This window comes from Bradyrhizobium iriomotense, assembly GCF_030160715.1.
Taxonomy (GTDB): Bacteria; Pseudomonadota; Alphaproteobacteria; order Rhizobiales; family Xanthobacteraceae; genus Bradyrhizobium; species Bradyrhizobium iriomotense.
This window is the reverse complement of record NZ_BSOW01000004.1, coordinates 24,333-38,307: the sequence shown is the minus strand read 5'-3', so window position 1 is coordinate 38,307 and position 13,975 is coordinate 24,333. Positions and strand designations below refer to the sequence as shown.

Here is a 13,975-nt window from a genome sequence, read left to right as displayed (position 1 = left end):
GAGATAACTTCCCGCCAGGGACAAAGCGAAGTGCACGCATGGGCAAGCGCATGAGTTCGACGCGATCACGCCCTCCGCGCGACACGTTGAACGCGATATCGGTCGATCAGCGCAGCGGTCCTCTCAACCGCTGCGACAGCCGCTTCATGATTCTGGGAGTAATTGAACCGGATGCTTTCGAAGCTGCGGGGCCCGAACTCGACGCCTGGAGTCACGGTCACGCCGGCCTGCTGCCGCAAGGCTCGCACGAAATCGATCGACGAAATCGTCAGCTCCGGCAGCCTTGGAAACAAGTAGCTTCCAGCCTCGGGGGTCCGCAGCGCAAGTCCGTCGACGCCACTGAGGATGCCGACCAGATCGTTGCGGATCGCCTGGTGCTGCCGAATGCGGTCACGCATCCAACCGTCTGGCTCGGCGAGCCAGATATTGAGAACAGCCTGACTGTAACCTGCAGCGCGCAATGAAACGATGGCTTGCAGCTTGGCCATGCGCTCGACGATCGCGCTCGCCCCGAAGGCCACGCCAAGTCGAAAGCCGCTGAGCGACTCCGTCTTCGAAGGCCCCATGATCGTGATGAGATTTTCCCGAGCTGCCGACCGGGCCCGGAGATGGGTATATGCGTGTCCTTCGTAGAGCAGGCGCGAGTAGAGTTGGTCGACGATAACCGTCGCACCGAACTTGTCGGCCAACCGGGCAATCGCGTCGATCTCGGCTTCCGAGTAGATGACGCCGGTTGGATTGTTCGGGTTCGAGAGGACGAGAACCTGGGCGCCGTCCCTGAAGGCCGCCTCGAGCTGATCCAGGTTCAGGCCCGCCCGCCCCGTCGATCCCAGATAGTCCAGCTCGACCGGTACCAGCACGCCATCGAAGAACCGCACCAGTTTCCGATTGGCGAAATAGTCGGGCTCGACCACGGCAACCTTGGTCCCCGAGGTCACGGTAGCCCCCATGGCCAGAAACAGGGCGCCCTGCGTTCCCGGTGTCACGATCAGGTCCTCGGCGGCCGACGGCGGGGCACCGGTAAAGGCCCCGAGCCTGTCCGCAACGATATCGCGAACTGCAGCGTCGCCGAGATATTCGGTGTAGGCTTGGGAGCCGCCCCGGCGATAACCTTCCAGGAACGCATCGAGCGCCCCGGGGGCCGGGAGGAACGCATCCACATCGCCATGAGAGAAGTCGACCGGCTTGCCCTCGATCACCCCCCCGAGGAAGGCGCTTTCCGAGGACGTCGACTGGAGCCGCACCTCCTGGCCGGGGGCGTTTTCGGTGGCGAGCTCGGCGAACCTTCTCTGGATCGAATTCATCGTCAACGCCCGCCATCCTCTGCCGTCTTATCCGCAAAGTGCTGATTGCGACCAATGCAGCGCCTTTGCCGCCAAGATCATCCCCACGTCATAATCGGTAGGGCTTGCGGGCCGGAGGTCCAAGAAATAAAAACTGGTCCAGTGACCCTGTTTTCATTTGGCGGTCGTTTATGAGAAATTTGCCTCCCCTGAGCGGGCTTGAGGCGTTTGAGGCGGCAGCGCGGCATCTGAGCTTCACAGAGGCTGCCAAGGAGTTGAATTGCACGCAGGCCGCGATAAGTCAGCGTGTGCGCGGCTTGGAGGCCTATCTTTCGCGGCAGCTTTTCGTGCGCCGGCGAAATGGACTGCAATTGTCCGAAGTGGGCGAAGCCTACCTTCCCGGTGTTGCCGAAGCCCTCAATCTTGCGGCAGCGGCAACTGAGGGCTTGCGCGGCAAGAATGTGCCTCGCACCGTGACCGTCTCGGCCCCGATTTCGTTTCTAAACTTGTGGCTGGCTAACCGGTTTGGCAGCTTCCTGAGCGACAACCCGAATGTCTCGATCCGTCTCAATAGTGCGATCTGGACCGATCCCAACGCCGAATTGGCCGACATCGTGGTAGAGGTTCACGACGTCTCCGATCTGGATCCGCACACACCTCACTTGCCGACCGAAAACCTTGAGCTCGTGTGCGCGCCCGCATTGATCGAGCAGCTTTCCACCACGACGCTGCAGAATGTTATGAACGCGTCGAGAAAAATATTCACCCAGGGGCGGCACAGTGTTTGGGAGCGCTGGGCGACAGACCTTGGCATCAATCTGGATGGCGATATCCCCGCCATGAAAGTGGACAATTCGGCGACCGCCCTTGAGGCAGCCGCGCAGAACCTGGGCTTCGTCGTTGCCTATTCGTCCTATTGCCAGCCCTATCTCGAATCCGGCCGCCTCGTTAGCTGGAGCAAGGCTACGGTGAAGACCACGCTGTGCCTCGCGCTAACAGGCTCTCCCGACAAACCTCTGTGGCATCCAGCGCACAAGGTTTTTGGTTGGCTCAAGCACGAATTTGAGAAGGAAGCGTCCTCAACGTAGGCGCGGCCGCGACATTTGATCGCACAGTTTCGTTGCAGGTCCGAACTATCCAATCCCGAGCTCTCGCAAGCTCCGCATCATGAAACTTGCCGAGGCGACATCAAAGAACAAGTCAAAGCCGTGGTTGCCGGCCCGGTCCGTGCGAGCCAGTATGCAGTCCATCTGCGCCACCCGCGACTGCACAACGCTCCGAACCGGCAAGCGATCGGCATTCAGATCGACCGGACAGGTCTTGGCGAGAAGCTCGGCCACGTCAGTCCCACTAATGTGGAACCAGGCCCAAACCTCCTCCCGCCAGGCATTGAAGCCCTTGCGCGGAAGGCCGTCAGCTTCCCATTCTGTCCGCAAGGCGCTCAGGGAAGCCGACTGCTCCACGGATTGGGGCAGGAACAAATAGTCCTCCGCGCCAAGGCGAACGATGTCCAGCGTCCGCGATGCGATCGGGGCCAGGGTGTTGATCCGCTCAGGGAACGCAATCCCTTTGGATCGCAGCCAATCGCTGGCGCCTCTGCCCTTGACCCCGAAACGACCATACCGGGTCAGATCCCGCAGATCGATTGGCCCGCCACCTTTCCTCTCAAACAAGACTGTTGCTTGGCGGGAAGCTTCATCGATGGAGCGCGTTTCGCCTTCCGAGAATTCGGCATACACGTCGCCGAACGGCGTGCGCCGGGCTGCCGCGAGAAAAGCCATATCAGACGTCCTGACGCTTGTTTTCGGGGTCGAAGAAGTGCGGAGACACGATTCGGGCCTGCAACTGCGTTCCCTTTCGGGTCTTGATCGTCACGGCCTTGGCTTGCTCGGCGAGGTCAGCCGGCACGAAGGCCAGACCAATCCACTTTCCCAGAGTAGGTGACAGGCACGTCGACGTGACGTGGCCGACGGCCGCGTCGCCTTGCAAGATCAGACAAGCTTCGTCCGGCTTGTCTTGCAGCGATGCCGGGAGTTCGAAGCCGACCAGTCGACGCTTGGCAGGAAGTCGGCGAAGCAGCTCGATCGATCTCTTGCCGATGAAGAAGGGCTTTTTCATCGCCAGGGCCCATTCCATTCCCAGCTCGTCTGCCGTGCTGACGGCATCGGTATCCTGGCCGATGATGATGTGCCCCTTTTCCAGCCGCAGAATGCGCGACGCTTCCAGGCCGTACGGACGTAGTCCAAGTGGCTTGCCCGCATCGATGAGAGCATCCCACAAGGCCTCGCCATAGGATTGAGGCGTATGCAGCTCAAAGCTGAGCTCGCCGGAATAGCCGATGCGCATGATCCGGACCGGGCAATTCGCGACCCGGCCGACACGACCACCCAGGAAGGGGAGCGCTTCGGAGGAGACGTCCATGCCTCCTGTCGCCTGCAGAACCTGCCGCGCGAGCGGCCCGGTGAGGTTAAAGGCCGCGAAGCCGCCGGTTACATTGTGGATATCGACGTCGAGTCCCCACTGAACGTTGTGCCAGCACATGTCGGCGTAAATGCGATCCACCCCGCCCGTGGTCGCCGTGACGTAGTAATGATCCTGCGCGATCCTGAAGGCCACGCCATCGTCAATGACCGAGCCCATCTCGTTCAGCGTCAGACAATATCGCACCCTGCCGATCGGCTGCTTGGCGTAGTTCATCGTACAGAAGCGGTCGAGAAGCACGCCTGCGTCCGGTCCGCGCAGCTCGATCTTCCCGAGCGTGGAGACGTCAAGCATGCCTACGCGCTGCCTGACGAGGTTCACCTCGTCGACGATCGCGGCATCGCGAGCCTTCTCATCGCCGTAATACAGCGGGCGCCACCAGGCCCCCACCGGCGTCATCTTTGCACCTGCGTCGATGTGGCGATGATGGACTGACGTGTGACGATAGCGGCTCTGCTGAATCCCGGCGAGGAGTCCGAGTTTTTCGGGTCCGAAAGGTGGGCGCGACGTGGTGACGCCGATATCGGCAACCTTGCGCTCTGTGGCATGCGCCACGATGCGGGCGGTTGCCAAGGCCGAATGACGGCCTTGCGACGGCCCCATGCCGACGGTCGAGAAGCGCTTGACCAGCTCGAGCTCGCTGTAGCCGGTTCGGACAGCGTCCACGATGTCTTTGATCTGCAGATCTTCATCGAAATCGACGAAATCGCGCCCCTTCGGATGCCCGACAAGGGGAAGCTCGAAGCTGCTGACGCCTCGCTCGTCGTCCTTGGGCATGTCGATGTCGCGCCCGGGGAGGCCTAGCGTTTTCGCGGCAAGGGCTCCTGCCTTGCGCCCCGCGGCGAGAACCGAAGGAAGGGAAAAATTGCCAGCGACGGATCCTGCCAGCGTCAGATGCGCTGGGATACTGGAGAGGGCGAACTGTGCTGCCCCATCGTCATAGCTCAGCTTCGCCCCGGCCTGCAGCGCGAGCTGATAGGTTGGCGTATATGCGCAGGAAACCGACAGAAGATCGCAATCGATCCACTCTGATGTTCCGCTGCCCGCACTCGCAATCCTCGCGGCCTTCAGATGCTTGTTGCCCGCCGTGCCCGCAGCTTCCACCACCGTCGCGTTCATAATAATCCGCACGCCCTTCGCCGCGAGGTCTTCGGCAAGTGAGGCGTGCTGCTGCGTGCTGCGGGGATCGACGACCGCCGCAACCTCGACGCCAGCCGCGATGAGATCGAGCGCGACCCGGTAACCGTCTCGGTTGCCAGCAAAAACGACCGCGCGCCGGCCCGGCTTCACGGCATAATGCCGCATCAGTCGCTGCGCGGCCGACCCCAACAAAATTCCGGGAAGATCGTTGTTGCGAAATGGAATCGGCTGGTCGAGCGACCCCGTGCAAAGGATCACCTCTTTCGCACGCACCTTGAGCAGTCGATTCCCGCTGATGACCGGAACCCAATTGTCGGCATACCAGCCGTTCGCGATGGCGCTCGTCAAAACATCGATGCCGGCATGCGCTTCGACCTGCCGCCTCAAATCGCGAAGCGACTGCGCAATTGCCTCCGGCTTGTCATCGAAACGCGCATAGGTCAGGGAGCCGCCGAGCTCGGGATTCTCGTCGACCAGCAGGACGCGCGCTCCTGCAGCGGCGGCTTCGATCGCCGCCGACATGCCGGCGGGCCCGCCGCCGACGACCAGGACCTCGTAGAAGCGGTTCTGCTTCTCGTAACGGGCGCGAGGCGCTGCGACGTCGACCTTGCCAAGGCCGGCCTTCCTTCTGATGAGTGGTTCCCAGAGCCGCAGCCAGCTGTTTTTGCCCGGGCCAAAGAAGGTCCGGTAGTAGAAGCCGACCGGCATGAACCGTCCGAGCCGATCGAGCAGCGCGTCACGGTCGTTGTCGAGCGAGCCGTTCACATTCTGAGCCGTCGCCTCGAGGCCCTCGCGAAGCGGATGGACATCTGCCAGGACGTTTGGCTCCCCAGCCACCTGGACAAGCGTATTCGCATCCTGTCCCGCCATGGTCAGGACGCTTCTCGGCCTGTGATATTTGAACGAGCGGGAAATAAGCCACTGGCCGGACGCGACGAGCGCGCTTGCCAGGCTATCGCCGGCGAGCCCGCGAAATGTCTTGCCTTCGAACCTGAAGGTTAGAGTCTCGCTTCGATTGATGCGGGTCCCGTATGGCACGGGTAGACGCGGAATCATGACTTGCTTTCGGTGCGCGGGAGCTCGCTCGGGCTGTAGGTCGCGACAATTTCGTCGGTGACGGTGTGCCGCTCGGCGATAAAGAAATAATTGGACGGCGTATGCCGCCACCACTCGCGAATGATTCCGGCCTTGTTCTCATGATAGAAGAGATAATGGGACCAGCCGGAATCGCTGATGGATTGCGCGTCGAACGCGTCGTGAACCGGCCCAAAACACGTGAATTCGCTGATGTTTCGCGGCCCGTTCAAAGGGCAATTCATGATCTTCATCTGGGATTCCTAGTGGCTTGCCGCCGTAGCACCCATTTCATTGATGAGAGCCAGCTTCTCGAAACGATCCAGGCTGAAGGGAAGCAGGATGTCGGCCACCCGTTCGTTTGCGATAGTGTCAGCCATGTATTTCCCCGCGACAGGTGTCGCTTTGAATCCCCACGTCCCCCAGCCGCAATCGAGCCAATAGTTTCTGAGCGGACTGGCGCCCATGATCGGCGTGTAGTCCGGCGTCATGTCGGTGATGCCGGCCCACTGCCTCAGCAGTTTCACATTATGCAGGAACGGAAACAGCTGCAGTGCGCCGTGAGCAAGTTGCTCCTTGATATCCAGCGTCGAGCGCGTCGAAATCAATTGATACGGATCCGAGCCGCCGCCGATAACGATCTCGCCGCGGGAGGATTGAACGAGATAGGTATGAAGATTGGCCGACGACACCAGCGTATCGAGGAACGGCTTCAGGGGCTGCGTCACCATCGCCTGCAACGGAAAGGATCGAATGGGCATATCGATGCCGGCCATTTTCGCGACGTGCTGGTTGGCACCGCCGGCCGCCTGGATCACGTGCCCGACGCTCACCGTTCCACGGCTCGTCCGGATGGACGAGACCCTGTCGCCGACCTTGTCGAAGCCAAGCACCTCGGTCCGCTGATGGATTTCCACGCCGCGCCTGGCGGCCTGCGCTGCATAACCCCATGCGACCGCGTCGTGCCGCGCGGTGCCGCCGTCCTCGTGCCAGAGCCCGCCGACGACCTCGTGCTGCCCACCCTCGTCCATGTTGAGATGCGGGCAGATTTCCTTCACCTGAGCCGGATCAACGACCGAGATCCGCGTGCCATGGTGCTTGCCCATCTCGGCGCGCAGATGGAAGGATCGAAGGGTCGCCTCGGAGTGCGCCAGCGTCAGCTGGCCGCGCTGCGAGAACATGACGTTGAAATTCAACTCATGCGACATGTTCTCGTAAAGAGAGACGGCTTCCTTGTAGAACCGTATCGATTGATTTGTGATGTAATTTGAACGGATTGTGGTGGTGTTGCGCGCCGTGTTTCCGCCGGCGAGGTAGCCCTTCTCCAGAACGGCGACCTTGCTGATGCCGTGATATTTGGAGAGATAATGCGCAGCTGCCAGCCCGTGCCCGCCGCCTCCGACGATGACGACATCATAGTTGCGCTTGAGATCCGGCGTCGCAGGGATCTCGCGATGTGGGACGTGGTCGCGCTTCAGCCCATATTTGAGCAGCGTGAGAGGCATGTTACTGGGCTGCCTTCATTGAACATCAAGATTTGTTTTCATCCCATGCTCGCCTCCGTCGCTGGGCTCGGCAAGCAACGTTATCTGGATCAATGACCTCAAATATTTTTTGCAGGTGCGGGCCGGGCGAAGGCGGCCGCGCCGCGCTCGTTGCCGATTGAGGATCGCGGTGGCACTGGGCGCACTGCCCGGCAGTAGTTTGCGGAATCCAGCCCTGGGACGGCGGCGTCTGGAGCAGCAGAGCGCCGGCCGGCCGTCGTCTCGCATTCGCGATATGAATTTGTCGCCGCGGACGCGAGCCTTGGCCTTGTTGGCTCGCCGGCAAGAGTACTACTCAGGTGGCGCTGTTCGCCTTGGTCGAACTGCCCGGCCGCGCAGAAGACCATATCGCCGCGCGAGCGCAGGCGCGGACATCGGCTTGCTGTAGAAGTATCCCTGACCGATCTCGCAACCGAATCTGCGGAGCAGGCGCACCTGCTCCGAATTCTCGACACCCTCCGCCACCACGCTCAGATCCAGCGCATCGGCTAGCGAGACGAACGCCCGGACCAGGGCGGCCTTGCGGCGGTCGCGATCGATGCTCATCGTGAAGGAGCGATCGATCTTCACGACGTTGATCGGGAAACGATCTATATAGGCCAGCGCCGAATGGCCGGTGCCGAAGTCGTCGACGGCGATGGAAACGCCCATGCTCGAAATCGTCGAGAGTGTCTCCTGAACGCTCTTGCTGTCCTGGAGCAGGATCCCTTCGGTGATCTCGATTTCCAGCCACGCCGGCCGGCATCCGCTCGCCTCGAGCGCCTGCCTGATGTGGCCTGTCAGCGCGCCTGTCGTGATCTGTTTCGGCGATATGTTTACCGCCACCGTGATCGGATGCGCGCGGTTCTTGTTGAACCGCACGATCGCCTTGCAGGCGCTCTCCAGCACCCAGCGGCCGATCTCGACGATCTGCCCGGAATGCTCGGCGACGCGGATGAACCGGTCCGGCAGCAGCAACCCGAGAGTCGGATGGCGCCAACGCAACAGCGCCTCGACGCCCACGAGATGACCGTTGCCGAGCCGGCATTTCGGCTGAAACACCAGGCTAAACTCGCGGTGATCAATCGCCTGGCGAAGCGCCTGACCGAGCACGACCTTTTCCTGCGTCTTCTGGGAGAACTCGGGCCGGTAGAACTGAGCCTTGTTGCGACCGTTCCGCTTCGCCTCGTAGAGCGCCTCGGCCGCCGAGCCCATCAGCTCGTCAATGCTCCTTTCGCCGTCCATCACGGTGGTTATGCCGATGCTGCAAGACACGAACAGTTCGGTATCCCCGAGACGTATCGCGGGCGCCATCGCGCGCTGGATGCGCTCGGCGATTTCGCGCAATTCGGCGTCGTCCCGCATGTTCTGGATCAGGATCACGAACTCGTCGCCACCAAGGCGCGCCAAGGTATCCTTCTCGCGAATGCAGGTGCTCAATCGTGCTGCGATCTCCTTAAGCAGCTCGTCGCCCTTGCTATGGCCGAGCGTGTCGTTCACATCCTTGAAGTGATCTATGTCCAGCAGCATCAATCCGACGCCGCGACATCGGACTGATTCCGGGCCGGGCTCGCCCCGGGCGCGCTCATAGAACAGCGCGCGATTGGCAAGCCCGGTCAAGGAATCGGAATAGGCGAGCCGCTGGATGCGCTCGCGCTGCGAGACCGAGGCCGTAATGTCGCGCGAGACGGCGAGCACGGTCTTCACCTGTCCGCCCTCGCCGAATTCCGGCACGAAATGCGTATTCACGGTGCCTATTCCGTTGAGCTTGCGGACCTGAAACTCGCCTTCACGCTGCTCACCGGTATCGAAGACCTCCCGCAGCAGAGCCTTGTATCGCACCAAATCAAGGATCGGAGAGCCCTGGTCAGGCGTGAGCCCCACGCCGTAGTTCCGGCTGGGACCTGTGAACTCCCGCCCCGCCGGATTGATGTAAAGCCGCCTCAGATCGGCGTCGAACCGCACGATCGCATCTGGTGAATTCTCTGCCAGCGCGCGGAATTCCTGCTCCCGCTGCGCGAGTTGCTCCTCCATGCCGCGCCGTTCCGTGATATCGCGCCCGATCGCCAAGACGCCCTGGACGATCCCCTGCCGGTCGCGTTCCGCGACTATGGAGATGTGGTGCGTGCGAAAGCCAACGCCCGGCACCGGCACCTGCAATTCGAGCGCGGTCGACTCGCCTGTGAGCGCCACCGCCTCGATGACATTCATGAACCCTTCGAGATCCGCTCCGCCCGATGGATAGATCTCGGTCAGCAGCTTCCCATAGACCGCCTCGGGGCGCACATCCATCATGCGCGAATAGTGCGAATTGATGTAGATCAGGCGCCCCTCGCGGTCGAAGCGGATCACATTGTCCGGTGAGTTCTCGGCGAGCGTCCGGAATTCCTGCTCGCGCACGGCGAGTTGCTCCTCCATCCGGCGCCGTTCGGTAATATCCCGACCGATCGCAAGGGCGCCACGGATGGCGCCGCCGCGATCGCGCTCCGCCACGACGAGGACATGGTGGGTGCGAACGTCGATGCCCGCTCCCTCGCGCCGTACGCGGAGCTGAACTTCGACCTCGCCGGATACCCCGCTTACGATCACTTTCCGAATGAGATCAAGCAGAGCCCGCGAAGCCGCGTCCGTCGGCAGGACGCTGCTGTAAGCCCGGCCGAGGATGGCCTCCTGAGGGAGCCTCAACATCTGCGCGAAGGCAGGATTGACGTAGGTGAACCGTTCGCCCTGATCCAGGCGGATGACACAGTCCGGAGAGTTCTCGGTCAAGGTGCGGAGCTGCGTCTCTCGTTCGTTCAGCTCGTCGATCGTGTTCCTGAGATCGGTGATGTCGTGGGCGACGCCCGCAACCCCGATCACCTCGCCCTTCCAAAAGATGGGAGACAGTGATGCCGATACGATCCGCTCGCGGCCTGCTATGACCAAGCGCCTTTCGAACTGCTGCGGCTGCCGCGACGCTATCACCCGATAGTTGGTCTCCCAAAGCCCTTGCGCAATCCGCCCGGGCCAAACGTCGTGCAACCGCTTTCCGATCAGCTCGTCCGGGCTTACCCCCCTGAGATCCCAGGCATAGATGGAATTCACCGCCATGAAGCGACCATTCACGTCGATCAGCCAAGCCGGCGACGGAATGCTAGCAAGAAGAGCCCGATAGTATTTCTCCTGGATGGCAAGCTGCTCCTGCAATGCCGATCGCTCCGTCGCGCTCGTCAGAAACGCTAACACGCAATCACGCCCTTGCCAGGCAATCGCTTTGCATGTGATGTCGGTGGGCTGCAAAGCGCCGCTTTTATGACGCAGCAACACGGGCTTTCCGCCGGGCGCGCGCCAAACACGGTCCACTGCATCCGTCGAAAGACGCGCGTCGGCATCTGTTGCCTGGCACCCGATTAGATCGGCGGGCCGAAGCCGCGCGAACTCCTCGCGGGAATAGCCGAGATCGGCGCTTGCGCGTTCGTTGAAGTGCAGAAAATGACGGCATTCGCCATCGACGAGCACGACCCCGCACGGCGCGTGTTCGAGTAAGGCGTGTTCAAGCGGCAGACGGTCGGAGGACCTCCGTGGTTCTACGGAAATCTGGGCGGGGGTGATCACCTCGTCTGCGAGCGGCGGCGCCTCCGTCGTCGGCAGATGCCACATCGTGGCGTCGGGCGCAGACTTCTCGCATCGCGAAGACGCCAGCTGGGCCGCGTCCAGGCCGGTCGATCCCGACGTCTTCATGATCTCGACTACCGCCAAGTCCGCAAGCGTTGTCCCCGGCCGCTCCCGGCCACCCTCACCAGCCTAGCGGAGTGGCGCTGAATCCAAGGTTACCTGCGCCCGCGCCGGCTTCGCGATTCGGATAAATGCTTCGTAAAACGGACTCGTCGACACGAAAGGCCTGACACTGCACGTGCAGGCGACGTTTAACGCCTCTCCCCGCGATGCCCGGTCACGCCGAGTGCCTCGGCAAGTATAGTATTCTGGTTAGCCCTCGCGGAAAGCAGATCACGACCATGCTCAGCGCGAGGTAACTACCCGTCCCCAGTCGTCAGGCCCATCAATCTGAACAAGCGCGAAATCCGCCCAAGCTCGCCGGGAAATGATGTGAAATAAAGCTTGAGCGCGACAATGCCCCGTTTGTGGCGACTCTCCGATCGAGAGCCCACGACGCCACGCTATCCGGATAGATTTTGCGCAAAATGGATAGAATTCCACTCGGCCCGAACTGGCCTCCGCGTTGAACCGACCGTCCGCGTGGTGGAATTATGATGCAGAGATCGAATCGCATGGACCGGATATCGCAACAAGACGCAGCCTCGCGGAAATGAAGTTCCCGGTCTGGTCGAAAGCCGTCTCGGCTCAGGGGACGGTCAAAGAGACCCTCGCCAATGTGCAGGTGCCGATCGTGTGCGCCGGCGCGCGGGTCAGTCCTGGCGACGTCGTCCTCGCCGATGATGATGGGGTCTGCATCGTCGCCCGCTTGGAGGCCGCCGGCGTGCTCGCCAAGGCGCGTGCGCGCGAGGAGAAGGAGGAGGCGTTGCGCCGCCGCTATGCCGCCGGAGAGCTCGGGCTGGACATCAACAACATGCGCGCACGCTTGAAGGAGAAAGGACTGCGATATGTCGACGCGAACGAACTCTGAGCTTCGAGCGATGCCGCGCCGCGTCGTGACGGGAATCAGGAACGGCAAGTCGGTGTTTCTGTCCGACGACGCGCCGCCGAACGCACACTGCTACGCCTCGATTCCTGGGCACATGAGTTCCGTGATCTGGGCCACGGCGCCGATACCCTCGCTGCCGCTTGATCAAGCCGAGCCTGCTCCTCCCCGCGTCACCATTCCACCTGCTCCCGGTGCAACGCGGTTGATGATCGTCCGATTTCCGCCGGACTCGGTGTTCACATCACCGGATTTCAACCCCGAAGGCGCGGGGCCCGAATTGGCTGAGCACATTCCTGGGCTCGCTGAATGCTTCGAAGCCCACAACCCGGGCATGCATACGACCGATACAATCGACTATGACATCGTGCTCGAGGGCGAGATCTGGCTCGAACTCGACGATGGCGCCGAAGTGCATCTGCGACAAGGCGACGTCGCCATCCAGTGCGGCACCCGCCACGCCTGGCGCAACAAAGGCGAAAATTCCGCCACGTTGGCCTTCGTGCTAATCGGCGCCGTACGGGACGACCAGGGCACATTGCGATGAGCCTCCCTTTCGAGGCGCTCATTGTCGGAGCCGGCCATGCCGGCGCGCACACGGCGATCTTCCTGCGCCAGCATGGTCATGTCGGATCAATTGCCATCATCGGTGACGAGCCCGAGTTGCCCTATGAACGTCCACCGCTTTCCAAGGACTATCTCGGCGGCACCAAGAGTTTTGACCGTCTTCTGCTCCGCCCGGCGGAGTTTTGGACCGACAATGCGATCGCCATGTTGCCTGGTCGTCGCGTGGAAACGATCGATCCCCGATCCCAGACCGTCACCTGCGCTGACGGCTCCTGCTATAGCTATGTCAATCTGATCTGGGCCGCAGGAGGTCGACCACGATCCCTGCCCTGTCCGGGCGGCGATCTTGCCGGCGTACATCAGATTCGATCACGGGCCGACGTCGACGCCATTGCTACCGAGCTTGCGCAGGCGCGCGACATCTGCGTGATAGGCGGCGGCTACATCGGCCTCGAGGCAGCCGCAGTTCTCACCAAGCTCGGGAAACGTGTCACTTTACTGGAGGCAATGGACCGAGTGCTGGCGCGGGTTGCCGGCGACGAGCTGTCCCGGTTCTACGAGCGCGAGCATCGCGCGCATGGGGTCGATCTCCGGCTCAATGCCAGGGTTCGCGAGCTGATCGGAAAATCGGGCCGCGTGGCAGGCGTTCTTCTCGATGAGGGCGAGGTCCTGCCAGCCGAGATGGTGATCGTCGGCATCGGAATCCTACCCAACCTCGAGCCACTCGCCGCAGCCGGTGCTCGATGCCGAGACGGCGTCGAGGTGGATGAGTTTTGCCGGACAAGCCTCCCGAACATATACGCGGTTGGCGATTGCGCCCGACATACAAATACCTTTGCTCAGGAAGGCACACGAATTCGACTTGAATCGGTGCAGAACGCCTCCGATCAGGCCAATTGCGTGGCAAAGGCGATCGTCGGAAGGCCCGAGCGTTACTCCGCGACGCCCTGGTTCTGGTCGGATCAATACGACCTCAGGCTTCAGACGGCCGGCCTTTCGGCAGGATATGACGAAGTCGTCATCCGCGGCGACCAGGCCGCCAGGAAGTTTTCGGTAATCTATTTGCGTGGAGGCCGCTTCCAGGCAATCGACTGCGTCAACAACGCCAAAGACTTTGTTGCCGGAAAGAGGTTGGTTGCAACGCGAGCCACCGTCAGTGCCGATCGTCTCGCGGATACGGAGACGCCGCTGAAGGCTCTCATTCCTCCCGCCGTAGACGGTCAATTCATCGAGCAGGACGCCACCGCGCGTCAGGGAGTTTCCTGAAA

Annotated in this window: 10 protein-coding genes and 2 pseudogenes; 5 read left to right on the top strand and 7 right to left on the bottom strand. The window is 61.8% G+C overall.

What is annotated here, in order from left to right; genetic code table 11:
* Positions 1-65: 65 nt before the first annotated feature.
* The gene (locus QQL28_RS06710) at positions 66-1,244 is read right to left on the bottom strand and encodes a pyridoxal phosphate-dependent aminotransferase (RefSeq protein ID WP_284263541.1); all 1,179 of its coding nucleotides are present in this window, start codon (positions 1,242-1,244) and stop codon (positions 66-68) included.
* On the opposite strand from QQL28_RS06710, the gene QQL28_RS06705 reads away from it, so the two are divergent.
* Positions 1,186-1,398 (top strand): hypothetical protein, encoded by a 213-nt coding sequence (locus QQL28_RS06705; RefSeq protein WP_284263640.1) that lies wholly within the window; start codon positions 1,186-1,188, stop codon positions 1,396-1,398. The genes QQL28_RS06710 and QQL28_RS06705 overlap by 59 nt on opposite strands.
* 76 nt (positions 1,399-1,474) lie before the next feature.
* Positions 1,475-2,371: a LysR family transcriptional regulator gene (locus QQL28_RS06700; protein WP_284262586.1), complete on the top strand. Its 897-nt coding sequence runs from the start codon at positions 1,475-1,477 to the stop codon at positions 2,369-2,371.
* 45 nt (positions 2,372-2,416) lie between these two features.
* On the opposite strand, the gene QQL28_RS06695 is transcribed toward QQL28_RS06700, so the two are convergent.
* The 6 genes and pseudogenes from QQL28_RS06695 to QQL28_RS46450 all read right to left on the bottom strand — a co-directional run.
* Positions 2,417-3,064 (bottom strand): hypothetical protein, encoded by a 648-nt coding sequence (locus QQL28_RS06695; RefSeq protein WP_284262584.1) that lies wholly within the window; start codon positions 3,062-3,064, stop codon positions 2,417-2,419.
* Position 3,065: 1 nt separating this feature from the next.
* Positions 3,066-5,960, bottom strand: coding sequence for a 2Fe-2S iron-sulfur cluster-binding protein (locus QQL28_RS06690; protein ID WP_284262581.1), 2,895 nt, complete (start codon positions 5,958-5,960; stop codon positions 3,066-3,068).
* Complete coding sequence (locus QQL28_RS06685) at positions 5,957-6,232, bottom strand: sarcosine oxidase subunit delta (RefSeq protein ID WP_284262579.1); 276 nt, start codon at positions 6,230-6,232, stop codon at positions 5,957-5,959. Before QQL28_RS06685 ends, QQL28_RS06690 begins: the two co-directional genes overlap by 4 nt.
* A 9-nt stretch (positions 6,233-6,241) precedes the next feature.
* Positions 6,242-7,483, bottom strand: coding sequence for an FAD-dependent oxidoreductase (locus QQL28_RS06680; protein WP_284262577.1), 1,242 nt, complete (start codon positions 7,481-7,483; stop codon positions 6,242-6,244).
* A 330-nt stretch (positions 7,484-7,813) separates the two neighbouring features.
* A complete protein-coding gene (locus QQL28_RS06675) occupies positions 7,814-10,726 on the bottom strand; it encodes an EAL domain-containing protein (protein ID WP_488798567.1) in 2,913 nt (970 codons plus the stop codon).
* Positions 10,727-11,140: pseudogene (locus tag QQL28_RS46450) on the bottom strand (hypothetical protein); the annotation flags it as partial.
* Between the two features lie 652 nt (positions 11,141-11,792).
* Between QQL28_RS46450 and QQL28_RS06670 the strand changes: the two are divergent.
* From QQL28_RS06670 to QQL28_RS06660, 3 genes and pseudogenes are all read left to right on the top strand, one after another.
* A pseudogene (locus QQL28_RS06670) lies at positions 11,793-12,125 on the top strand (RraA family protein); the annotation flags it as partial.
* Entirely contained in the window at positions 12,103-12,687 is a 585-nt protein-coding gene (locus tag QQL28_RS06665) for a cupin domain-containing protein (protein ID WP_284262574.1), read from the top strand. The pseudogene QQL28_RS06670 and the gene QQL28_RS06665, both read left to right, overlap by 23 nt.
* Positions 12,684-13,973: an NAD(P)/FAD-dependent oxidoreductase gene (locus QQL28_RS06660; RefSeq protein WP_284262572.1), complete on the top strand. Its 1,290-nt coding sequence runs from the start codon at positions 12,684-12,686 to the stop codon at positions 13,971-13,973. The genes QQL28_RS06665 and QQL28_RS06660 overlap by 4 nt, the downstream gene beginning before the upstream one ends.
* Positions 13,974-13,975 lie beyond the last annotated feature (2 nt).

Excerpts from the sequence above, each read along its gene's own strand:
- QQL28_RS06700 (WP_284262586.1), top strand. The coding sequence starts at position 1,475 with ATGAGAAATTTGCCTCCCCTGAGCGGGCTTGAGGCGTTTGAGGCGGCA.
- QQL28_RS06695 (WP_284262584.1), bottom strand. The coding sequence starts at position 3,064 with ATGGCTTTTCTCGCGGCAGCCCGGCGCACGCCGTTCGGCGACGTGTAT.
- QQL28_RS06690 (WP_284262581.1), bottom strand. The coding sequence starts at position 5,960 with ATGATTCCGCGTCTACCCGTGCCATACGGGACCCGCATCAATCGAAGC.
- QQL28_RS06685 (WP_284262579.1), bottom strand. The coding sequence starts at position 6,232 with ATGAAGATCATGAATTGCCCTTTGAACGGGCCGCGAAACATCAGCGAA.
- QQL28_RS06680 (WP_284262577.1), bottom strand. The coding sequence starts at position 7,483 with ATGCCTCTCACGCTGCTCAAATATGGGCTGAAGCGCGACCACGTCCCA.
- QQL28_RS06665 (WP_284262574.1), top strand. The coding sequence starts at position 12,103 with ATGTCGACGCGAACGAACTCTGAGCTTCGAGCGATGCCGCGCCGCGTC.
- QQL28_RS06660 (WP_284262572.1), top strand. The coding sequence starts at position 12,684 with ATGAGCCTCCCTTTCGAGGCGCTCATTGTCGGAGCCGGCCATGCCGGC.